This is a genomic window from Maricurvus nonylphenolicus (assembly GCF_042854845.1).
GTDB classification, from domain to species: domain Bacteria; phylum Pseudomonadota; class Gammaproteobacteria; order Pseudomonadales; family Cellvibrionaceae; genus Maricurvus; species Maricurvus nonylphenolicus.
The window spans coordinates 1,125,788-1,148,237 of sequence record NZ_AP031498.1 but is presented as its reverse complement, the minus strand read 5'-3'; the positions used below and the strand labels follow the sequence as shown (position 1 = coordinate 1,148,237).

Below are 22,450 nucleotides of genomic sequence, written 5' to 3'. Positions count from 1 at the left end.
TCTTGTGTTAACTATCGATTAGGCAGCGACGGCCAGTTCAATACCTTCTACCTCAGCAGCCTCAATAAATTCAGGCAACTGCATGACGGTTTGAATCAGACGCTGTGTGTTCTCACCCAGCTCAATATTCAAGCCGGGAAAGCTATTGCCCCAACGACTGTATACGGCAAGCAAATAATCGATCAGGCTGGGCTGGTCACCCACAATATAGGTACGGTTTTCCAGGCGCTGCTCAACAATACGCCACAGCTCGGAGATACGATCAGCCAGCGTCTGCAATAAGGCTTGCTTTGCTTCACCGTCGGCCATCGCTCCATTTACAGCAAACAGCTTGCTATAGGCCGGGTGCAGAGTGGCGTAATTAAACATCAGCCATTGACGGAACTCGCTGCGCTGCTGAAGATCCTCAGGCAATTCGCTGTGTTTCTCTAGCAGGTAGAGGGCAATAGAAGCACCTTCAGTCAGTAAAAGATCATCGGTTTGCAGAGCCGGCACCTGATTGGTCGCCACCAGCTGGTTGTAGTTGTCGACATCACTGCGCATCACAATCTCCACCGGAAGATGTAGTTTGCGTAGCAATACATGGATACCGGTCGAGCAGCTGCCCGCAATGGAATAAAGCTTGTACATAGTGTTCTCCTGCCACTCAGGCGGTTGTAGTAGAAATCGCGGTCGGCCAACCATCGACAGTCAGTGTAAAAGCCGTTAGCATCTTTATAAATTCGCAATAAAAACACATTAGGCGTGCAAAAATGCACAACTGGGACGATTTTCAGTACTTTCTGGCAGTAGCCGATGAAGGCAGCTTCTCGGGAGCAGCCAAACAGCTAGGGGTTAACCACTCCACGGTGTCGCGCCGTATTCAAATGCTTGAGCAGGAACATGGGGTGCGGCTGTTAGAACGAACCCAATCAGGTTATGAAATGACCGATGCGGGCGTGGCTATTTATGATATCGCCACTGAAATCCGCAGCGCCAACCAGCGAATCTCCAGGGTACTGATGGGCCAGGATGCCCGTCTGGCAGGCAAAATATCCCTCACCATGCCCCACGAGATATTCCAGTACTATATGGCAGAGCCACTGCAGCGCTACTGCGCCGAGAACCCGGCCATCAGCATAGACCTACAGGTTTCCCGTGGCGTACGTAACCTGGCCAACCGCGAGGCAGATATGGCCATTCGCCTCAGCCCTTCGCCACCGGACTACCTGATTGCCAACCATATTGAATATATGCAGCATGGCCTATATGCCAATCAGGCCAACGCCGAGAAGTATGCCGACAAAGATGCAAGCGAGCCCACCCGTATCATCGTCTGGAGCAATCAACAGGAAATACCGCACTGGGCGCAAAAGCATTGCACTAACCCGGAAATCGTCCTGCGAGTGGATGACCTATACAGCATGTATAACGCGGTGAAACTGGGTTACGGTCTGGCTCGTATACCGTGTTTTTTACCGGATAAAATCGCCGACTCCACAGTTCAACGCCTGCCGGTAGCCCTGCCCCGCAGCGATTGGAGCATCTGGTTATTACACCACCCAGATCTAAGATCCACAGCACGAATACAGCACTGCAAGCGCTTTCTGCAGCAAGAGCTGGAACTGATCAAGCCCTTTTCGCTGGGGAAGTTCAGTGAAGTTATCAACAGCTAACCACCTGCTGAAAGGCTCGCATTTTTACGCTATCTTTTAATTAACCCTCAGTATTGGCACCTATCCCTAGCGGATATATCGGAGCCTGCGGCATGAACAGCCATCGATTCACCTACGGCGAACTCATCATTCAGCAAGACGATATTGTAGAGGTGATTGCCGATGACGGAATAGAAATCGATCTAGCGATGATCGGCGAATTCCACGAATTCCTGATCAACAACATGCAGGCCCCCTTCGCACTGCTTATCAACAAGCGCAACTCCTACTCCTTTACCCTGGAAGCCCAAAAGTACCTCTACGCATTGGAACAGATTAATGCCGTTGCCGTGGTAGCCCACAACAAGGCCAGCGAGGATACCGCTCAAGCCCTGCTTGATTACCCAGGCAATCCGGATTTTGAGGGTAAGGTGTTTGATAACCGGGAAGACGCCTTAAACTGGCTAAAAAACAAACAAAATCAAGGCGACGGGTAGAATAGCGTTCATTTTGGATAAAATTTAGGCACAAAAAAGCCTCTAATAAAGAGGCTTAAGCAAGAGGAGAGCAAGACACCATGATTGTCTTGCTTATTGGGACACGGCCAATTCCAAAAGGTTCAAACTTTTTTAATAAAAAATAGAAATTATGTCTAATAGCCAAAACTCTCGTCACCAAAAGGGTCATCTTCGACCGCTAACTGGTTGCCATTACAGCGGTTTACCTCAGGCATATAGCGGCTATAACTCAATAACAGCCGGGTTTTGATCCTGGTCTTGGTCATATTAGAGGTGTCATTGCCTATAGCTAACAGGGCATTGGCAGCGCCTTGCATAGGTTTGTCCATCGACTGAATACAGCGATGGGCCGGTTTACCGGTTTTTTCAGGCTCCTCAAATCCCGGCATTGCCATAAACACTTCATCGGTGTCGGCAAAAAACATAAAGTCCACCGAGCCATCTCCATTGTGATCCCTGGCGCACATTTGATAGGAAAAATAACTGTCGCAGTGTTGTAAAAGGCCACTGCTCGGGGAAACCGCCTTCTGGCTGACGCAGGCAGAGAGAAATAGACACAGGCAAAGCAGTGCCAGATAGCCGTGACTGGGAAATGGCATGGTCGAGACAGAAGACCTCAAACTTGGCTCAAAACACCAATCACCCTATCGGGGTTTTATGACTAGCCTATGGCAAGGAGATGACAGTAAAGATGCAAGGCCCCCACATTGGCCTTACACCGGCCAAAGCTGCCCTACCAGCTCAAGAGCTTTCATGACACTGCAGTGACGGAATAGAAGCTGCAGCATCGGCGTCTAGACTTAGTAAGTTAAGATGCTGCTGAGCATAATTTTTATAAATCTGTGCCAATTCGCCAGAGCGCAGCATTTGCTCCAACACCTCTGTGATATCGTTGAGAAGCCCTCGATGTTTATCGTGCAAAAAATGGTAGATTGGCGTCTGGGTTAAAGGCGGGTCATTGATAACAATATTATCAAAGCCCCCTTCTAGAACAGTAGCAGCACCGATCAGACGATTTGCAACAACCACATCAATCCTATCAGTAGCCAACATTTTAAATAGCTGATTAAGATTGACGACCTTCACCGTCTTAAGATCAACAGTCTGTGCCTCAATTTTCATCATGCCGAGAGTGACCCCAACAGACAGCCCCTTGAGCCCCTCCCAACTTACCACGGGTAAAGGTTTGTGATGGGTGTAAGCAACAATATCAAAGCAATAAAGGGTAACGGGAACCCGAATCAAGTTTGGGAACTTTTGCAGAACAATCGTGGTTCTAGCCAGCTCACCGTCATAGAGTCCTTGGCTACTTAGCATAAGCCCCCTTTTACGGGGCAGGTGTACAACCTCAACGTCGATCCCTAATCGACCATAGGCTGTATGAATAACTGTTTCCAGAGCTTTGGACAACGGACTATTTGAGACCGTGGGAAAGACCAATTTATCTTGTGCACCAGAAACGCTAACCCAAGCAACACTAAATACAATGATAAGCGAACGGATCATTAGCATGCCATTCTTCTCCACATGCCAGTTACTGCAACTAAGCAAGCAAAACAGTATTTCAGCAGGTTTATGATTTCAGTTTAGAAGCCAAGGAACTTTCCGCCAATACACTGCCTTTATCGGTAGGGTGCTGATTAATTTTTTAATGAAAATTGATACTGAAACTGAGCATTCTAATGGCTATTTAACCTATGAGGAATTGAGTCGTAAAGAACACCGTAGCTAAGCTGTGCTTTGCATTTTCATCTTGGCAGCAATGCGCTCTGCAACCATCACACAACCAAGATAGGTATTACCCCGCGGAATGGTTGGCATCACCGATGCATCGGCAACACGCAAATTCGGTATACCCAACACTCGACAATCGGCGTCCAGCACTGTGCCCATCGGACAGGTCCCGACCATATGTCCATAACTAATGGTGTTGCGAGCAAGAGCGATTGCAACCGCATCCGGTGCAGAAAGGTCCTGTGGAAAAACCGGTGAGAGCCCCAGATTTCTGAACTCATCTGAACCTTCCCAAGCGGCTATCACATCAAATGCATGACGCAGTCTCTGATGAGCATCCTTTGGTAAAGGTGGAGCCGTGACGACTGGATCTGCATCCGGGGTGTCTCCCAGCCTTACACTGCCTTGACCACTGGAGCACAATAAAAACAGCGCAAGCATAAACATGGTGTCGTTTTTGGTTGGCGTCATCAAAAATTTCAATGCATCGTAGGCATCGCTGATTGTGATCTTGCTGTTTTCAGTGCTTGCTCTTCTGATCAGTTTTAACTTTTCCGAAAACGTCAGCGGGTTACGGTTTGGATCCTGCAACGAAATTGGCATCGCATGATAATCAACATCGTGACCGTTCGATGCCCCCACAAAAACCACCTGGGCGGGCCCGGCGTCGCTTCCGCGTGAGCCAGGGTGTCGGTAAAGAATACCTGGGCCAAGATGATCGCTCATTGTTGACCCCACCGGCAGATCGGCGTGAACATTGATACCGTATTTTGCAAGATGCTCTTTCGGACCAACACCGGAACGCAGCAACATCTTGGCAGACCAGATTGCTCCCGCACTCAGGACAATCTCGTCTGCGGCCAATTCTTCACCGCTTTCCAAAAGCACACTGGTCGCTTGGCCGTTCTCAATCAGGATGCGCTCAACCGGCGCGTTGGTCCGGATGTTAAGATTCCCTCTTCGTCTTACCTCCTCTGTCAGGTAAGCCAGACTTGTGGTAACACGCTGTGCGTTCTCATCGATGGTGACCGGGAAAATACCAACACCGGGAAGCTGATCAGGATCATTAATATCATGGGAAAAGGGCTGGCCATTATTCACAAGGCCGTTGCAGAATGTGGCCTGCGCATGGGAAAGCTCTTGCTTGCGCCATCGGCGCACCGGTAGCGGACCGGCATTGCCATGCAGTGGCGAAGTACCGAAATCCCTATCGCGTTCCGCCGCGATAAACGTGTCCCGGACATCTTGCCAGCCCCAGCCCTCAAGGCCGGCATCAGCCCAGGCGTCATAGTCACCGGGCTGCCCCCTTAAGGTGGCCATGCCATTAAGGGTGGAAGTTCCGCCCAGTAGGCGGCCCTGCATCATTGTCATGACGCCATTGTCAGCTTTCATGGGCGAAGGGACATGGTGCTTTCTATCCTCAGACCAAGCATCACTTGCATGCAGTGGTGTAAACACGTCCGCATCATAGGCATCGTGATCAGGTCCTGCCTCAAGCAAAGTCACCATGAAACTTGGGCTTTCACTGAGTCTTGCCGCCATAACGGCTCCTGATGTACCACCGCCTATAACGATGATATGCCTGTTTTTTATGCTCATACCGTGCTCCTCCCCCTGTCACACTTTTCAACTTAGGTTGAAAAACCTAAATTTAGTTAGTAAAACCTAATTTGTCAACATAGAAGAAATTGAGAGCAAAAAGGGTCTATGAATTCACGCAGTAGGACACCGGACAAAATCCTGGAAGCTGCCCGACGCCTCTTTAATGAAAAAGGCTATGCCGCAACCACGCTGACAGAGATTGCCGCTGCAGCCGGTATCGCACAGGGAAACCTGACCTACCACTTCCCCACAAAACTGGACCTTGTGCTTCGACTTGAAGAACAAGCTAAAACCACCACCAGTGAGCGACGTGCCAAGCTGGCCCCTGGAACCATTGCCGATGACTATGTTGAACATCTGCTGTTTGCCATGGAACTGACCTGGAACAATCGCTTTATGCTTCGTGACAGATCGCAATACTTGAAAGACCAAAGTGCTATAGGATCGAGCACAGAGTCTGTCGCTGACTACGCTGAACTGGAAAGCCTGATCCAAAGGATCGAACAAGAGAATATGTTCAGACAGGATCTGGGCGTGAGCCTGAAAGAACTGACGACCTCTTTATGGATCGTCAGCCGTTACTGGATGGATTATCTGCGGGAGACTGAAGGCCTATCTGATATCGGTTGGGCCGATCAGGAGAGAGGCATTCAGCAGCATTTTGCCGTGTTACTGCCATGTTTGAATGCTACGGCCAGAAAGAAATTTCAGGCCGCCCTGGCGCAAGCATCAAAGCAGCCATTTAGGCCTGATACAAAATAGGCCAACTGACTTCTGTTAAGTTGGCCATCACAAAAAACGGTAACTCAAGGACTACACTCTATTTAAATATCTTCTTGATCACCGCTGCCATATCTTCACCGGCGTCTTTAAACCCCTGATTGAGCTGCTGAGCCTGTAGTTTTGCTTTTACATTTTCGAGATCATCGCCTTTGATTTCACGAATGCCTACGGCCTGCACGACACCGGTTTCGGTATCGACCACTCGCCCCTCCATAAACAAGCGTACTTGTTGATCGCGAGCGCCTGCGGCTTTGCTGGCACCCGCGGCTATCATCGCCACCGGGATATACTCGTATACCGCCAGCGACTTATCTGAAATATTTACCCCTGTAATGGCCACTTGCAGCCTCAACACCCCCTCTCCGGAGGATTGCGACAACTTGAGCGCCTCAGACATAGAGTCTTCCAGTAAACGTGTCAGCCTGGCTTGTATATCCCGCAGCATTTCCATACTCACCTGCTCGGTTGGCTGGGGTTCGGGGTATGCAATGACCGGATCAACGATGACATGGGTATAGTTTGCGGGCTTAAAATCGGGCGCGATATAGCGAAATACTACCTGATCACTTAATGACTCAACCCTTGAGAGTTTTTCATAGTGAGTCTGGGATATAAAGCCGGAGAAGCTGTCTTCCAACTTCTTTTGACTGGCGCAAGATGACAGCGCGATGACAATCAGGGTAATCCACAGAATTTTCATACAAGCTCCTTACACGGCATATACTCGAGAGAAGAATAATTCGAATTCACTAATAGGGATTAGACAAGATAACCACGGCCGTCAAGCAGCCCGGGAGCTTTTAAAAATTACCTCAATATGGCGAGCCAGCGCCAAACGCTCAAAATATCCGCCAGGGCACCGGCGACATAGGTAAGGGCACAGGCCTTGAGTACCTGGCGGGCGGCAGGCATATGCTCAGGGGGCAGATAACCCTCATTTAAGATGGGCAGCGCCTTGCCAAAGCTGGCATCGTATTCCTCCGGCAGAATCAACGCATGCAACACAACGGAAGATAACATGGCCAATATACCCGCCAACGCGAGTATGCCGATCACAACCGGAGTTCTTGCCATGCCCCCCAAAAGCGGGGATAGCGATAAAATGATAATGCCGAAATTCTGGGCCGCCACAGCCCTGCCTGTATACTTATCACGTAATCGGCTTACGGGCTCTTGTTTAATATATTGAATCGCATGCCCGACTTCATGGGCCGCAATAGCGATGGCAGAGATGGATTTGCCGTCGTAGACCTCGGGCGATAGGCCGACAATTTTCTCAGTAGGAGAGTAATAGTCTTCATCTTTTGCGGTCTTTTTAACGGTCACGCCTTCCAGTTTAAACCGTTCAATCAGGTGTTCGGCCAGCTCTGCGCCTGTACCTGGCATTTCTTCAATGGGTTTGTTGTGCTTGCGGATGGCGTAGTTGACCCATAGACGGGGGCCGAAGATGATAAGGACTATAATGACAGCAAGTATAAGGTAGAACATGTCTAATGAAACTTAATAGCGTTAGAGCTAGTTAAACATTAAGTCGAAGTTATAGCCAGAGTACTCAGTAGAAAATCGCCAACCAAAGCGTCGCTTCATCTTTCGATGTTTCCACAACGCGGTGCTTTTTATGCGCCTTGATATTCACATAGTCACCAGATGTAAGGGTAACCCTGGTACCATCCTCATATTCAATAACACCATAACCTGATAACACTATAACCCACTCATTTTCAGCCTGATCATACCAGCCAGTATCAGGGGATGTATGGCCTTTAGAAACTATGCGCTCAATCCTAAGATTGTCCGTTTTAACTATGTCTTCAAAAAACTCATGTGGCAGCTCTGCAGGGATAGAACCGAATATATTTGGCATTATTTCCAACCCAATCTGGTCGCTAAGGTGTTAGCTTAGTTTTGGCCGTCAGGACCAATAAAGCTCCACTCCAAAACAGGTACCTTAACAATCATTACCGAGTCTTGCTTAAACCTCTTTGCATATAGGGAGGCTAACGCATTGGCTTTTGCAATATCCTTAGATTCAACAATCACCGTGACTATTTTCGAGCGTTCAGGCTTGCCTTTATAATAACCAACAGAATCTACGACATTGAATCCATCGAAAACCTTTACGATCTCTTCTTGCTGAAAAGACTGCCACTCCGCTAAAGAGACTGCACCACCACCCGGAAGAGACAAACCAAAAAACATCCTCAGCCTGAATACCTCTTCAGCATAAGAGGCCGAGCTGCCGACTAGAACCAACATTGATACCAAAAGATAATGAATACTTTTCTTCACAGCCTTCCCTCTGCAACTAAACGTAGATAACCTTCAGACACGACCAACATTACTTACGAGACGGGGATGCTGTACTACCCGCCAAAATACCCCCGTCTACAACAAGCTCGATACCTGTGACATACTTGGACTCATCTGACGCCAAATAAAGAGCAGCATAAGCAACGTCTTCTGGCTCCCCCATTGTGCCAATAGGGATATCTTGCGCAATAGCTTCAATCGACGACTCCCTTTCCTCACCCTCGCCAAGCATTGCATCCCATAATGGCGTAAGGATAGCCCCAGGGTGAATGGAATTACATCGGATAGGGTACCCGCTTTGCGCGCAGTACAAAGCAACCGTCTTAGAATGGTTACGTATTGCCGCTTTACTTGATGCGTAGGCAGCGGCACCGGGAATACCTACCATTCCCGATCTTGAAGATATATTAACAATACTGGCTGATGGAGAAGACTTCATAAGCTTTATTGCCGCCTTACACCCAAATGCCACACCATCCATATTGACTTGATGTACTTTGTGCCAGCTTTCGGTATTAAAGTTTTCTGGATCAAAGGGCCCTTCTGATTCCAGAAACCCCGTTATACCGGCATTATTTACCAAGACATCAAGCCGGCCGTGCTTATTCACTATATACCCACTAGCCTTCTCCCAAGCAGACTCTGACGCTACGTCCAGGTTTATATACTCAGCACTTCCACCTATGTCTGAACAAACCTGGTTACCCAAAGCATCATCAATATCGCTGAGAATAACTGTGGCGCCCTCTGCTGCAAAAAGCTCAGCAATCGCTTTGCCAATGCCTTTTGCTGCACCGGTTACTAGTGCAATTTTCTTGTCGAGTCTATGCATAGGTTACTCGTTTTATAAAATAAATAGTTTAGCCGTTAATAGGCTATCAACAATATTAAATAGCTATTCCCTATAGTAGCGTTGCTGGCGAAAACGGGGTTACCCCGAGGATCAGACCCAAGAAATTCACTAAATCATAGTTTGATGTTACTTTGCCTGAATCGCTTCACATGTCACTGTTGCTTATAACTTTAATAATGGGAAACTTGTTTTTCCCAAAATAGATTGATTTGGTAAGCATTTCATTTCCCGATAAAGTCTGATCAAGCACCTCTGGATATCGACTCGTACAGTTGGCGAATACAGCCACCAGATTTTCGCGCCTAAGTATTCGCTGACCTGAAGATGTATTCTCAATATTGATAATCGCGTAACGCTCACCGCCTTCTGAGCTCATTAGATCATAATCAACTATATCGAAATCACTTTTATCCGGGGTTAAAATATCTTCCTCACAGAAAATCGGTTTATCTTTGAATAAGACATTGCTTATCTGTAAAACGCCTTGTGAAGAGCTAGCAGAGGCTATTTGAGATACAAAAAGGACACTAAAGAGGACAGCTAATCTTACTTTCATACATTGTCATTCCCTGAAAAAATAAGCCAAGCCAAACTACGCGGCAAGGCGTCACCTGGGACTTATTGTAACAGCTCCTTACTACTCTAAAAAACGGAAGCTGACCCCAGGGTCAGCCTCCAAATAATCAATCCTGTGGAATTTCCCCAAAAAAACCTATAACACAAGACACGCGATCTTCATCATCCGTTTCTGTTACATCAAAGCCAGAGAGCAGCAACTTCCCGTCTTGATGGATTTCCCAATGGTAACGATGAAAATTATGCTGGGAATCCACGCCACTGGCCCGAGAATAAACAGCCCCTGGGATATTGGCTTTAACTTCGTGAACATTTTTCTCAAATCCATCAATACCACTAACATCAATAGACGGATCTACAAAACGGACATTCGAGCTCAGCGCCTTATCAAGGTGACCACGAACAAGACTAGCATCGGGTTCATTCCATGCCGCCAACATATGATCCAGTGCTTCGGGGTAATCTTTCATACATCCAACCTATGATTTAGTTATAAAAGAACATTCAATTAGCAGGTAAATATAGAACCCACTCTTTAAATGATCAGCCTCTAGCCTTATAATGACGATTCGTCACAATAAAATCAAGAGACTTTAAATGCCAAAGATACTAGGCCAGGAAGAATTGGCTGAGCGTGAAGCGCTGATAATCAAAATAGCCTGTGACATTATCGAGGAAGAAGGCTTCTCAGGGCTGACGATGGATAAAATCGTAGCAAAGGTCCCTTATTCCAAAGGCAGCGTATACAAGCTATTTAACTCAACGGAAGAAGTGATGCTTGCTATCACAAATGATGGCGCCACGACCTTGCTGGAGTTTATGCACAGAGCACGTCAGTATCACGGCAACTCGAGAGCACGAAACCTGGCCAGAGCCTTCGCATACCATATCTATGGTCAACTCTATCCCGTGCATTTCTTTTGTGAACTGCAAGCGATAAGCCCCGCAGTGAGAGAAAAAGCCTCACAGAGACGACTCGCACACGGAATAAAGATCCTCAACGAATTCAAGAAGCTATCTAAAACCTTTGTTGCCGATGCCATCGAAGACGGTGATTTAACCTGCCCTGCCGATCATTCGCCTTCACGAATTGCCAATTGCTCCTGGTCGTCAGAATTTGGCGTAACAAGTTACGCCTTAGCCGTTCATGAAGACCAAAGAAATATTGGCCCTAACGCAAGGGCACAACTGGAGACGGATATATTCTGGCTGGCAAATACATATATGGATGGCCTTGGCTGGAAACCGCTTTCAGGTTCCAATGATTACAAGGATATTTGGCAAGACATTAAGAAGTCATTGTTTGCAGATGAACTGCGTATACTCGCTTTGCAGGGATAGTTTGAGGACGACTTTAAGGTCAGCCCCCAAAGATTTTCCACGCCACATCCCAGGTGTAAAGGACTGAGAATAGCGTAAGATCTGCGGACAAAACGCACAATCATTGCTGGGCAATAAAGGTTCTGGCAATGGCCTGTTCCTGCGCCGTAGGGAAGTAACGCAATAACAGGGCCTGTAACTCATCATTACTGGCATGGCGTGATTGCAACACCTGTCTTTCCTGCTGATAGCGATCAAACCGCTGACGTAGATTGGCCTTATTGCTTTGGTGCTGCATGATTCGCTCGGTCACAGTTTCAGGATATAGTTGTGATAACTGATGGCGCTTTTCAAGTTCAGATAGGGAGGACTTTATGACGGACTCAGATTTTTCTACATTCTGCTGGTGTCGTTGCTTGCGAATAATCGACTCTTGAATCTCCTGTGGAAGTATCCAAACCAACTCACTCAATTTCTGCTGTTTTTGTTCTGGTGACAAATCTGCTGTTTGGCTAATCCGAATTTTTTCTAAACTGTACTCAGTGTATATCTCTTCGTCGGCAAAAAAAGCGCCAACCGCTTCCACTGACATATGAGTACGACGCAGTAGTTTTAGCTCTTCAAATGTATCTTGCAATATTCTGTAATGATAAGCAGGCGTCTGTTCTGTGTGGGCAATAAGACGTGTCGAACGTAAGATCAGGGCACTTTCCTTGAAGGCCAGGTAATCATCCAGCAAAGCCATCATTTCTTCAACTGCTGGAGCAGGTATCTGCTGATGTGCATAAGCTGACATAATGTTAAATACAGCTTGGGGTTCCAGATCGCCAACGGCACTTAACATATAATCAAAATAATCCCGTAACTGGCGATCAATAATTAACTGACCGTTTTCATCAACTTTAAGCTCACCATCTATCTCCGTACCTGCCCAAGTTTCCACATCTTGCCGTGTAATCTCTGACGGACTTCCCTCCTGTTTAACACTTTGTAACTTCGGTTTAGTTAACCCATCGAGTGAGGGAATTATCGGCTTGACGATATAAGGCGTGCTGCCAACCTCTTTCTGTGGATATTGAAAATAGAATATGGCACCGCTAGCGGTGATAACTAACGTAAAGAATATAAATATTTTCTTAGGCATCACAATAACCAGATCGAGTAACGGACAGTATTAACTGCCCGTTATGGGTGAAAATTTAGAGATTTTTACTTTTTAAGCGATTGGCATGTGCCCGATAGAGTGACACGGGGTCTAACCAGAGGGAGCTAACCCCTAATACCTGGTTAGCTGCATCAAGGTGATTCATGTGTCTATTATCGTAAATAACCTGCCCCATATACTGTGAACACTGGCTAATCAGCCCATCATTAGCTTCACCATTAAATGCCAAGCTGGTAAGTTTCAGCAAAGCATCACTGATATCGAAAACATTTGTAGTTGCATCGGTTCCAACCCAGGAATACATCTTGATGTTATGACCAAAGACATCGATATTTTCCTGCGACTTGCCACAGGCACTTTGGGTATTTACTCCCCACCCATGACGCGTATTCAGATCAGCCGCACCAGCTATAGTTAAAGATTCGATTCCCGCCAGCGCATCCTGCTCAGCTTTAGCATCGCCGCCAGACACTAGGGCCAATAAACTGCCAAGGCCGTCTAAGACGGGGCCTGCTACACTTGCCAAGTGTGACCCTGGGGGGATAAGGCCGTGTAATATATCTAATACAGGTGAGCCTTTGTTGGCCCCATCAATTGATGTAATGGAAGCAATACGATCAGGTGCAAAAGTTGCCGCGACACGTGCTGTAGGCGCCCCTTGGCTGTGAGCAAAGAGATTCACCTTTTCAGCAGGAATGTGATTCACTAAATAGTCTGCCAACTGTTGGCCTGTCACTTCGCTATCATTAAACGGAGAAAGTTGTGCTGTATAGACAGTGGCACCAGATCTTTCTAGGTTGTAACTGATTTTATGGAAGTAATCCAAGAGATCACCAATCGAATCAAAACCACCAAAACCGTGTACTAAGACAATCGGATATCGGGTTTCGGTATAACCGGTGTAGCTGAAAAACCATGCATTACCATGGCTGGCGATCAGCAAGCAGCTAATGCTGATAACAGAAGTAACAATGCGTTTTACAGAGCGCAGACTTTCTTTTATTTTCATAATGGGCACCTAATTATTATTGATGTTATTGGTAAAAAGATGAGCCCGCTTCAACTGCTCGAGCCCATTAAGGAGAGATACTGCGATTGGGTTTTCAAGTGTTACGCTAGACACCATGGGTATCTAACGTAACTCTCAAAGCGTTAAAAAAGCCGTTAGTACTTCAAACGACCGCGGATGGCATAGTTGGCCCCACGCGACCAACTCACCTGCTGGCTGCCGGCAAACAACGGCATATCATTGGAGTAAGTTATGAATTCCTCGTCGGTCAGATTGCGGCCGACCAGAGAGATATCCCACTTGTCATCCTGAGCGCCCAAGGTAACAGTCAAGTTTACGGTGGCATAAGCGTCCTGATATACCAGCTCATCGTTATCCTGTGCGGTGTGGTGATCGTCCATATAGTTGACGTCCGCAACAGTACGCAGGAACAGGCTACTGCCTAAATCCATTTCGTGTTCCAACGACAGGCTGGCACTGATCTCCGGCGTGTAGGCACTGGTTCCACCACTCAGATCCTGCTCACACGTTGCAGCCTGACCAAAAGCATTAGTGCCTACTGCAGTAGCATTGCCAACGGTGGTGCCTGGTGCTGGACGTGTAAACAAACCGACAAAACCAAGCGCACTGCGCTGTGCAGCGGTACAGCCCGCGTTGTCATACTCGTCAAATTCGAAGTCTACATAACCAAGGGAACCGCGCAGCATCAACTCTTCAGTCAGCTGCCAGCGGCCGTCTATTTCAATACCCTGAATACTCGCGGAAGCGGCGTTCTCTACCTTAAAGCCGGTAGCGCCGGTAAAGATAGTGGCTTGCAGATCATCGTAGTCCATATCGAATACAGCGAAGTTTACTTCAGCTTGGCCATCTAGCAGACTCATTTTTGCGCCCACTTCGAAGGACTTCACCTTTTCCTCGTCAAACTCGGCTTCGTCAGTGTTGTCAGTCAAGGCAAAGCTGTTAAAGCCACCGGATTTCACACCGTTGGACATAGTGGCGTAGACCATAATATCTTCAGTAAGATCCCACTGAATATTAGCGGTATAGGTCCAGTGCTCTTCATCGCGACTCAAGTCATTAAACTGGTGCGGGGTAAATTCCGCCAGCAGTAGCGAAAAAGCGCCACAGTTGGCTGCAGTATTGTTAGTGGTCGTTGTATCCCAGTCCGCACAGTTGACGCCCTGCTTGGCTTCACGCTCTTCTTCACCGTAGCGGGCACCGAGTGTCAGGCGCAACTCATCACTCAAATCCCAGGTACCTTGGGTAAAGACGGCCCAGCTTTCGGTTTCCTGTTCCATCACATTGGCGCGGGTAAACTGCCCAATAGCATCCGCTGCTACCTGGGCTTCAGCCGGAGATAAATCACCGCTCGAGTCAGCATCCAACAGTGCCAGTAAAGGGGCTGTGCCCAAAACGTTCGCTTCCTGCAAAATCGCACCAATAGCTACCGGGCCAAAGGAATCTGGGTCAGCAGAGTTAACATTAAAGTTAGACTTGCCGGCAAAATTTAGTTCGCTGTCCTGATAGTAGAGACCAGTAATAAACTCAAAACCGTTACCCAATTCAGAGACAAAACGTACTTCCAAACTGGTCTGCTCGTAGTCTTCCGCCTCCTCAAAGCCCATACCGTCAAGGGCATTGAAGTCGGCATCCAGGTTTCTTTCAAATTCGTACTCAGAGTAACCGGCAATAGCCGTCAAGGTACCCTTGGGCAGGGTGTAGTCGATACGTAATGCCGATTCCTGGGAGTCGCCTTCGAACGTTTGCGCTGCACCGTAATCAATTCCGGCAGTGTTATTACCGATAGTCGTTGTAAAATTCCCTGGCTGTGTATCTGCCCCCAACCCTGTCAGGACGCCTGATAACTGCGGCGTTAGAATCTCTTGGTCATAGCCCAGTTTGTTGTCCCACTCGCCATATTCATACTTGAATTTTACCAGTACATCATCAGAGGCATCCCATTCCAGAGAGAGTCGGCCAGCGGTCTCATCGGTTTGAGGTTCGTCGCTATCGTAGTAAGTATTCTCAATCCAGCCATCATCCAGTTGGCGATCCAGAATGGCTAAGCGTCCACGAACACTATCGCTCAAAGGACCAGAAACGTATCCCTTGATTTCTGTTTCATCGTGCTCAACTTCGTAAAGGCCTGATATCTCAGCTTGAAATTCTTCTGTCGGAGCGGCGGAAGTAATGTTCAGGGCTCCACCAATAGTGTTTTTACCAAACAGTGTACTCTGGGGGCCACGCAATACTTCGATCATACCCACATCAAGGAAAGAGAATCGTGATTGAGTACCGCGGCCACGATAAACACCATCAACAAACGTACCTACAGATTGCTCGATGCTGGCAAGAATACCGGACTGGATGCCTCGAATAGAGATCACATCGCCAATGGCGTTAGAGGTAACGTTAAAGTTGGGTACGTAAGCAGAAAAATCATTCATGCTCGGAATACCCGCCTCGGCAATTTTATCACCACTCATAGCGGACACCGAGATGGGAACATCCTGCAGACTTTCTGCACGCTTCTGTGCAGTCACCACGATTTCTTCCAAGACGAAATCCTGGGCCAAGGCGGGCGTAGCGATAAATGCTACAGACAAGGCGAGGGGGTTTAACTTAGATGCGATTGCTCTCATCGATTGCTCCTCAAATTTTATTGTATTTATAAAAATATTTTTCTTATGCGACCACGCAATCACCGAGCAGTGCCGTGGGTTATTTCACAGCACTACCGGTGATCTTGTAACCAATAGCGGCTTCCCTGCCAGGTTTATCCTCTGCAACGGCAATTACAGCTATTGCTCGTCTGCAGGAATTCTTTTGCTCTTAGAAAATTGACGGATACTGACCGCCATCGATAACAATGTTCTGCCCGACAATGAAGCGAGACAAATCACTGCATAACATTGCCACCATGGGTGCCAGGTCGTCGACATCACCAAGGAAACCGGTGGGGATACGATTGTGCTCGTGAAAGTGGGCCAAAGCTGCTTCACGAGTTGGCTCAAGATCAAAGGCTTTGGCGTAAATTTTCACATTCTCTTCAAAGCCTTCCGTACGGAACATACCTGGCAGGACGTTGTTCATAATCACCCCATGCTGGGCAACATCACGAGACACACTGGCTGTGTAATTGAGAAGCGCCGAGCGAGCAGGGCCGGACATAAGACGCCATAGCATCGGTTTCTTTGCTGAAAACGTGGCGATATTGACGATACGCCCCCAGCCCTTGTCTTTCATGACAGGGATATAGTGCTTGATGATTTCAATCGGACCGATCAATGCCATCTCAATTGAACTTCGCCAGTCTTCAGGCGTCAGCTCCAAAAAGTTCCCGTTCGGGGGCGGAGGATTGATAGTGATTGCCAAGATATCCGGATCCGGGCAAGCCGCAAACAAAGCCCGGCGACCCCCTTCCGTTGAAGAGTCGGCAACCACGGGGGTAACGTTGATGCCATATTTTTCTGATATTTCCCTTGCCGCTTTAACCAGCCTTTCCTGGCGGCGTGCAGTGATGTACAGATCCACCCCTGCTTCTGCGAGTCTTTCAGCAGTCGCACGGCCCATACCCGCGCTTCCCCCTGCCATGATTGCTTTTTTGCCGCGTATTTTAAGATCCACTACATCTCTCCCACTTAAAATTCTTACTATCAACTACTGCGGATCGCCCCTGAGGACCATGGGTAAAACCACACGTAATTTCATATTCACGTTGTAGTACTCTCGCTCAGATAATCGCGAGCCTACATCAGAATTTACATAAGAACTGCACAAGGAAAGAAGCGCATAGAAGGCCAAAGACTATGCAAATACGGCCGAACGACGGCAGAAACGTATTACCAATTTTTCAGCGACCAGCATTGTCGCTATAACAGCAATAAATGCGATGACACCGTTGATGGGGCCTGCAAATACAACCTGATCCCCGAAAGTCACATTGATCAGCCCCAGGATGACAAACTTTGAACCGAATAAAATCAGTATGGTTCCAATTACTCGCAAAAATCTGGATGCCCTCCATGACTGGGAGGAAAAGTAATCAGCAACCGCGTATTCTAATTTCAGGGTCAGTTTCAGCAGTACTTGCAGGAAAACCGCGACGGCCAGAGAGACAGTGAACGACTCGACGATGACATACTGCGAATGCTCGTCGAACAAATTAAGTACGACCAGATCAATCAGTATCAGGGTGAAATAACGCAGAAACAGGTTTCGCCGTGGCGAGAGATCTTCCACAGCTGCTACTTCTATATAAGCCATTGATTTACCACCCCGAAGCCCACTTAATTTGGGACTAATTTACTTGTGAGAGGATTATGGAGAGAAGAGAATAGGCGGCCAGAAGCCATGCAAATACGGCCAGAAGCCTATTTTTTACCGGAGCGAATTGAGGACGGAGGTTTACCGGTCCACTTTTTAAAGGCTCGCCCAAAGTCAGAAGGGTTATCAAACCCGAGCTCATAGGCTATTGAAGACACAGGCTCATCGGTTTCCTGAAGCAGCCTGATTGCCATTTTAGAGCGTACTAAATCCAGCAGTTTCTGATAGCTGGTTCCAGACTGTTCTAACTTTCTTCTCAATCCTCGTGGAGATACGCCAAGCATTGTCGCCGCATCATCAAGTTTAGGTGGTGATGCTATGTGTTTGATCAGTATGGCATTAACCGCCCCAACAAAGCTCGTCTCAGCATCCGCTTCATCCAATTGACGCTCACTCATCTCCATCAGCAAACGGACTGTCTGTGGATCTGCCTGTCGCACAGACTTATCCAGCAGGCTTTTGTCGAAATAAATTAGTGTACGAGGCGCCCCAAAGGTTACTGGAATACCGAAGTCCTCAGCCACTTCGTCGAAGCCACCCGGTTTTAAAATAGACATTTCTACACGCTCAACAAGATGAGCGCCATTGAGCACCTCTCGGAAAAAGTTGTCTAGCATCAGAACCAAACTACACAGAGCAAAATAGGTAACACTGTCATGCTCCAGATGGGACTCTATATCCATCACAGCCAAATCGTTAATTTCAAATGATCGAATAGAAAACGCTCGCGAAACAAGCCTGTGGTAGCGCGTAAAGAGGTGTAACGCTTTAGAAATTTTCCCACAGTTAGCAACGGCCAAAAGGGTGATATTGGCTGAAGCGGGATCATAACTGCGCGCCACCTGTATTGCGAAATGAGGGTTAGCCGTCAGCGCTAGTACATGCAGGATAAATCGCTCATGCTGCTCAAGACTCAAGCGATACTTTTCATCATGTAATTGCTCTGCCGTAATATCCAGACCACCGAGTATTTGGTCATTATTGAAGCCTTCTTCCAGCAAAGCCAGATAGATAAGGCGCGGATAAACCGGCAACATAGCCGGATCAGAGATGGTATGTGTCGATCGTGCCATCGTGCTTGTTGCCAGTCACTAATGATTATCACAGGATATTGATCACAGAAGTCTAGGGTATGAAAATTCATGATCTGCCGCAGGTCAGAGATGGCCAAATCTGTGTCAGTTTTGGCCATCGCATAGAGGTAGTTATTGAGTTAATAATACTCAGGCTTTCAGAGAATTGGTGAGAGATTGACGCAGCATCAGGCCTAGGGGCTGCCCCCATGAATTGCACTTTTACTAGGGGAGGCATCCTGTGTAAGAAATCTCTGTAAAAGTTGCTGATCGGAATCCTGAGCTATTATGGTGGTTGAAGCATCTTTCCAACGCTGTAACTCGGCATTGATTTTTGAGCTTTTACTAATCCAGATATAGGCTTTGAAGCTTCTTATTGACAGTATTGAAAACCGCTCTTTAGAAAAACCATGCTTTCTTGCATTAAATTCAAGCCCAGGTTCCAGTGCGGCAACTACATCGACGTTACCACTCACCAGCACGGGAATTAAATTCTTTATTGAACTAACGTAATTCACAGATTTAACATTATGCTCAAACAAGCCTTTATAGTACTGGGACGTTGCTAAGCGCATGCTCTCTAGGTCTTTCAACGCTTTTATCGGCGTTTCAGCCAAGCTCCAAGCTTGATAATCAACGCTGATGGTATTTCCCAAGTTGACGGTTTGTTCGGCTAGGCGTTCATCGTAGAAGGTAATCACAATATCGGCTTGATTTGAGAGAACTAGTTGGATATTTCTCTCTGTACTACCCAGTATGTATTTAATGTCTATAGAGGGATCCACTTCGTCAACCAAAACCCTAATCAGCTCTGGAGCTATCCCTTTTATCTGGCCGTTAGATTCTTTCCATCCCCAAGGTGGGGAGTTATATATAGCTGCGGTAATGTGATTGATACTTGAGTTGTTAACATCAGTAGAAGCGATGCTTGATATAGGAAATAACATTAAGCAAGCATAGATTATATGAGCTAAGCGAATAAGCCAATTGCTTATCATATAACCGCTTCCGGAGTGGATCATTGGAAATATCTCAGCTCGACACTAACCTCTCCTTAAGCATAGACCGCTTAATGTAATAAATCAGTTCTTAGAAATTGGCCAGATTGTGGTGGTGCAACAACACTCTTTGATCAATTACATTGACATATTGCAACCTCTTTAATCTCTTCACTGTATTCATATTTAACCTCTTGGCAGAGGCAACTCCCTTTGATCATCATTTCCTCAATTTTATGTGAGAGCAGAACACCCGCTACAGTGGTAATCCACTGAGCAAATTGACCGACACTACTGTTTGTTAGCCTGTGATGTTAAGCAAAGGCACCAATAATTGCACCGATTAGAGTTAATTCAACAATGCTGTGAGCTGAATTTATTAGTGTTAATTTTGACGATGTACGAGCAAAGCCGTTGTAGTAACCTAATGAGGTAACCGTATATACAGCTGCAATGACTGCCCCAAAAAATGCCCCACTTAAAACGCCAGATATATTGGTTGCCGACATAAGCAAAGCGATAAATATAGTTTTTGTTAGCCCAGAAACTAAAGATATAGCAAAAGCTCCACCAAGCCCCTCGGTACTATCGGCTTCCTCTTTAGTGAGATCTAAAGCTTTTGCCCATGCTTCACCGAAAATTGCCCAATGGTACCAAGTAAAGCCAAGTAGATAGCTTGTAATCGTTGCGGTTGCTACAGCCATGTAGCTTAGGTTTTGTAATGCTGCAATTAGATCCATATATTTCCCAGCTTTATTCTGAATAACCTAACGTCTAGCACTGGGGCGCAGCTTTGCTGCGCCTTGTGAGCTTTATGCATGATATGAGCAACCTTCAATTAACACCCGACCATCATGCTCTCTAAAGCCATATATCAATAAACCTGGCTCTTCCCGTTTCTCCAAATCGACCTTCCACAACACTATGACATGGTCTGGATTTCTATGTATGGCAACCAAGTTAGCGATTGTATGCTTTCCATATACATCGTAGTTCTCTTCAATTTGCCGATTAAATTCTTCTTCTGGAAAATGTTCCGATAGGTTCTCATCAATGAAATAGCGGATATGATCCCTGTAGTTTTTTTCATTCCATGCGTTTTCAGTATGCTCGGCAAGCGGTCTCACTATATCGAGTATTTCTTCGTCGCTAAGGCCTTTCGTTATCATCGTATTCTCCATAACTTTCTGTAAAGCTAATGCCGTGTTAAACGGCGTGCGTCTTTTGCGTGTCCATTGGAGGCCGTTTTCGGCCGGAACGGTATTTGAACACCTTGTTAGCCATATTTGGCTTTAAGCATGCTAACAAGTTTGTTTATATATATTTCTAGCTTCTCTTTTTCTGCTATTTGACTGGTGGATCCAGTCATTGCAATTCGTGAAACATTATCTCCTTCATTAAATACAACAATAAATAAAGCTGCCCCTGTGCTTGTTAAAGTGGTTTGAGTTTTATATTGAAGATAATAATCAGGAGTTTTATCTACATTTAATGCTTTGTCCCATGCGAATGAATCATAGTTTTCAAACCTAGTTCCAAGTGGGTTAACATTGCTTGGGCCAGATAGATATTCTATAGGCATTTGCTTTCCTTTATATAGGAGTTTCCATTCTTCTACTTTTGCAATATCAATAATAGATTTTGCTAGTGTCATTGTGTCTACAGGAAATACAAGGTCGTCATTAATTCCCATGTCATGAGTAGAAACAGCACGAGGAGCAAGACTTCCGCATCCACCAAGAATGATGGTAAGAAAAATGGTTATTATTGGCTTCATAATTTCTCCTTAATTGGCTAGCGCCCCGCACAAGGGCAGACAAATGTAAGCAGCGTTTTGGCTGTCCCAGCGACCAACGGAGCGCTTGCTGCGGTTTGTTATGTTTTTGGATTAAGAAGCTCATAATATGACTTCTCAAAATTGGAGATAGATTTACTTACCCAAGCTGCAAGCTCTTTCGATTTTAAAAGTTCTGAGACCCAGCTCGAGCAGTCATCCTCTACCCATGTTGCTGAGCTAGAAATACCTAATTTTTTCATTAAGCCCGCAATTTTCTTATTAGGAGTCTCATCCTTTCCTAAAAATTCACCCTTGAAATGAACCAATTCGTTTCTCAATGATGAGATGATTTCGAATGATTGAAACGGTTCTCTACTTTTATCCCATAGATCTCCATTTGTTCTCAAGGAGACTAAATCCCACTTCTCTTGAACCGTGAGCTTTTTCTGAAGATTCTGGATAGTAGCCCATTCTTTACTTTTAGGGCTCTCAGGTTCAAATCCATAGCATAGAACACCAATAGATATTTCCTCATTGATTCTAGCTTCAAGAAAACATGCGGCATTAATAATAGAAGATGAGTTAAAAACTCTTATATCTTGCTCATTGTCAGAAGAGCTAGCCAATTCAGCGAACCTCCTACACCCATGAAGAAAATCAGCGGAGAATCTACTCATAGCTGATTTTATAGGTTTTCCCGCGCATGTATTTTCTTCTGAAGTATCAAATTCCATGGTAAACCTTAGAAAACATAACGCCGCCAACAGCTGCG

Annotated in this window: 26 protein-coding genes; 4 read left to right on the top strand and 22 right to left on the bottom strand. The window is 46.5% G+C overall.

Annotated elements, in window-relative coordinates:
• Positions 1–18 precede the first annotated feature (18 nt).
• Positions 19–630, bottom strand: a complete 612-nt coding sequence (locus tag ACGHZ6_RS04830; RefSeq protein WP_390617679.1) for a glutathione S-transferase family protein — start codon at positions 628–630, stop codon at positions 19–21.
• A gap of 122 nt (positions 631–752) precedes the next feature.
• On the opposite strand from ACGHZ6_RS04830, the gene ACGHZ6_RS04825 reads away from it, so the two are divergent.
• The gene (locus tag ACGHZ6_RS04825) at positions 753–1,655 is read left to right on the top strand and encodes a LysR family transcriptional regulator (RefSeq protein WP_390617678.1); all 903 of its coding nucleotides are present in this window, start codon (positions 753–755) and stop codon (positions 1,653–1,655) included.
• A 92-nt stretch (positions 1,656–1,747) separates the two neighbouring features.
• Positions 1,748–2,131, top strand: a complete 384-nt coding sequence (locus ACGHZ6_RS04820; protein WP_390617677.1) for a hypothetical protein — start codon at positions 1,748–1,750, stop codon at positions 2,129–2,131.
• 155 nt (positions 2,132–2,286) lie between these two features.
• On the opposite strand, the gene ACGHZ6_RS04815 is transcribed toward ACGHZ6_RS04820, so the two are convergent.
• The 3 genes from ACGHZ6_RS04815 to ACGHZ6_RS04805 form a co-directional block, all read right to left on the bottom strand.
• Positions 2,287–2,751, bottom strand: coding sequence for a hypothetical protein (locus ACGHZ6_RS04815; protein ID WP_390617676.1), 465 nt, complete (start codon positions 2,749–2,751; stop codon positions 2,287–2,289).
• Positions 2,752–2,893: 142 nt separating this feature from the next.
• Positions 2,894–3,664 (bottom strand): substrate-binding periplasmic protein, encoded by a 771-nt coding sequence (locus ACGHZ6_RS04810; RefSeq protein WP_390617675.1) that lies wholly within the window; start codon positions 3,662–3,664, stop codon positions 2,894–2,896.
• A 216-nt stretch (positions 3,665–3,880) separates the two neighbouring features.
• Positions 3,881–5,485, bottom strand: coding sequence for a GMC family oxidoreductase (locus tag ACGHZ6_RS04805; RefSeq protein WP_390617674.1), 1,605 nt, complete (start codon positions 5,483–5,485; stop codon positions 3,881–3,883).
• A gap of 108 nt (positions 5,486–5,593) precedes the next feature.
• Between ACGHZ6_RS04805 and ACGHZ6_RS04800 the strand changes: the two genes are divergently transcribed.
• A complete protein-coding gene (locus tag ACGHZ6_RS04800; protein WP_390617673.1) occupies positions 5,594–6,250 on the top strand; it encodes a TetR family transcriptional regulator in 657 nt (218 codons plus the stop codon).
• A gap of 58 nt (positions 6,251–6,308) precedes the next feature.
• On the opposite strand, the gene ACGHZ6_RS04795 is transcribed toward ACGHZ6_RS04800, so the two are convergent.
• The 7 genes from ACGHZ6_RS04795 to ACGHZ6_RS04765 all read right to left on the bottom strand — a co-directional run bounded on the left by ACGHZ6_RS04795 (position 6,309) and on the right by ACGHZ6_RS04765 (position 10,480).
• A complete protein-coding gene (locus ACGHZ6_RS04795) occupies positions 6,309–6,971 on the bottom strand; it encodes a DUF3313 domain-containing protein (RefSeq protein ID WP_390617672.1) in 663 nt (220 codons plus the stop codon).
• Between the two features lie 107 nt (positions 6,972–7,078).
• Entirely contained in the window at positions 7,079–7,759 is a 681-nt protein-coding gene (locus tag ACGHZ6_RS04790; protein WP_390617671.1) for a zinc metallopeptidase, read from the bottom strand.
• A gap of 64 nt (positions 7,760–7,823) precedes the next feature.
• On the bottom strand, positions 7,824–8,135 hold the full coding sequence (locus ACGHZ6_RS04785) for a cupin domain-containing protein (protein WP_390617670.1): 312 nt from the start codon (positions 8,133–8,135) through the stop codon (positions 7,824–7,826).
• 35 nt (positions 8,136–8,170) lie between these two features.
• Complete coding sequence (locus ACGHZ6_RS04780; RefSeq protein WP_390617669.1) at positions 8,171–8,560, bottom strand: DUF3574 domain-containing protein; 390 nt, start codon at positions 8,558–8,560, stop codon at positions 8,171–8,173.
• Positions 8,561–8,609: 49 nt separating this feature from the next.
• Positions 8,610–9,413 (bottom strand): glucose 1-dehydrogenase, encoded by an 804-nt coding sequence (locus tag ACGHZ6_RS04775; RefSeq protein WP_390617668.1) that lies wholly within the window; start codon positions 9,411–9,413, stop codon positions 8,610–8,612.
• Positions 9,414–9,579: 166 nt separating this feature from the next.
• Positions 9,580–9,990, bottom strand: a complete 411-nt coding sequence (locus tag ACGHZ6_RS04770) for a hypothetical protein (protein WP_390617667.1) — start codon at positions 9,988–9,990, stop codon at positions 9,580–9,582.
• A 127-nt stretch (positions 9,991–10,117) separates the two neighbouring features.
• Positions 10,118–10,480 (bottom strand): hypothetical protein, encoded by a 363-nt coding sequence (locus tag ACGHZ6_RS04765; protein WP_390617666.1) that lies wholly within the window; start codon positions 10,478–10,480, stop codon positions 10,118–10,120.
• Between the two features lie 127 nt (positions 10,481–10,607).
• On the opposite strand from ACGHZ6_RS04765, the gene ACGHZ6_RS04760 reads away from it, so the two are divergent.
• Positions 10,608–11,351 (top strand): TetR/AcrR family transcriptional regulator, encoded by a 744-nt coding sequence (locus ACGHZ6_RS04760; RefSeq protein WP_390617665.1) that lies wholly within the window; start codon positions 10,608–10,610, stop codon positions 11,349–11,351.
• Positions 11,352–11,451: 100 nt separating this feature from the next.
• Here the strand turns inward: ACGHZ6_RS04760 and ACGHZ6_RS04755 are convergent, their stop codons facing one another.
• From ACGHZ6_RS04755 to ACGHZ6_RS04705, 11 genes are all read right to left on the bottom strand, one after another.
• Positions 11,452–12,474, bottom strand: coding sequence for a lipase secretion chaperone (locus tag ACGHZ6_RS04755; RefSeq protein ID WP_390617664.1), 1,023 nt, complete (start codon positions 12,472–12,474; stop codon positions 11,452–11,454).
• A 55-nt stretch (positions 12,475–12,529) separates the two neighbouring features.
• On the bottom strand, positions 12,530–13,504 hold the full coding sequence (locus ACGHZ6_RS04750; RefSeq protein WP_390617663.1) for an esterase/lipase family protein: 975 nt from the start codon (positions 13,502–13,504) through the stop codon (positions 12,530–12,532).
• Positions 13,505–13,659: 155 nt separating this feature from the next.
• Positions 13,660–16,146 carry a TonB-dependent receptor gene (locus ACGHZ6_RS04745; protein WP_390617662.1) on the bottom strand — a complete coding sequence of 829 codons (2,487 nt, stop codon included), beginning with the start codon at positions 16,144–16,146 and terminating at the stop codon, positions 13,660–13,662.
• 190 nt (positions 16,147–16,336) lie between these two features.
• Positions 16,337–17,098 (bottom strand): SDR family oxidoreductase, encoded by a 762-nt coding sequence (locus tag ACGHZ6_RS04740; RefSeq protein WP_390617661.1) that lies wholly within the window; start codon positions 17,096–17,098, stop codon positions 16,337–16,339.
• A 213-nt stretch (positions 17,099–17,311) separates the two neighbouring features.
• Entirely contained in the window at positions 17,312–17,770 is a 459-nt protein-coding gene (locus ACGHZ6_RS04735; RefSeq protein WP_390617660.1) for a hypothetical protein, read from the bottom strand.
• 107 nt (positions 17,771–17,877) lie between these two features.
• Entirely contained in the window at positions 17,878–18,903 is a 1,026-nt protein-coding gene (locus tag ACGHZ6_RS04730) for an AraC family transcriptional regulator ligand-binding domain-containing protein (RefSeq protein WP_390617659.1), read from the bottom strand.
• Between the two features lie 194 nt (positions 18,904–19,097).
• Positions 19,098–19,925 (bottom strand): substrate-binding periplasmic protein, encoded by an 828-nt coding sequence (locus ACGHZ6_RS04725; RefSeq protein ID WP_390617658.1) that lies wholly within the window; start codon positions 19,923–19,925, stop codon positions 19,098–19,100.
• A 290-nt stretch (positions 19,926–20,215) separates the two neighbouring features.
• Positions 20,216–20,641 (bottom strand): DUF1761 domain-containing protein, encoded by a 426-nt coding sequence (locus ACGHZ6_RS04720; protein WP_390617657.1) that lies wholly within the window; start codon positions 20,639–20,641, stop codon positions 20,216–20,218.
• A gap of 72 nt (positions 20,642–20,713) precedes the next feature.
• On the bottom strand, positions 20,714–21,070 hold the full coding sequence (locus tag ACGHZ6_RS04715) for a hypothetical protein (RefSeq protein ID WP_390617656.1): 357 nt from the start codon (positions 21,068–21,070) through the stop codon (positions 20,714–20,716).
• A 107-nt stretch (positions 21,071–21,177) separates the two neighbouring features.
• Positions 21,178–21,678, bottom strand: a complete 501-nt coding sequence (locus ACGHZ6_RS04710; RefSeq protein ID WP_390617655.1) for a hypothetical protein — start codon at positions 21,676–21,678, stop codon at positions 21,178–21,180.
• A gap of 98 nt (positions 21,679–21,776) precedes the next feature.
• Positions 21,777–22,412 (bottom strand): hypothetical protein, encoded by a 636-nt coding sequence (locus ACGHZ6_RS04705; RefSeq protein WP_390617654.1) that lies wholly within the window; start codon positions 22,410–22,412, stop codon positions 21,777–21,779.
• Positions 22,413–22,450: the final 38 nt, after the last annotated feature.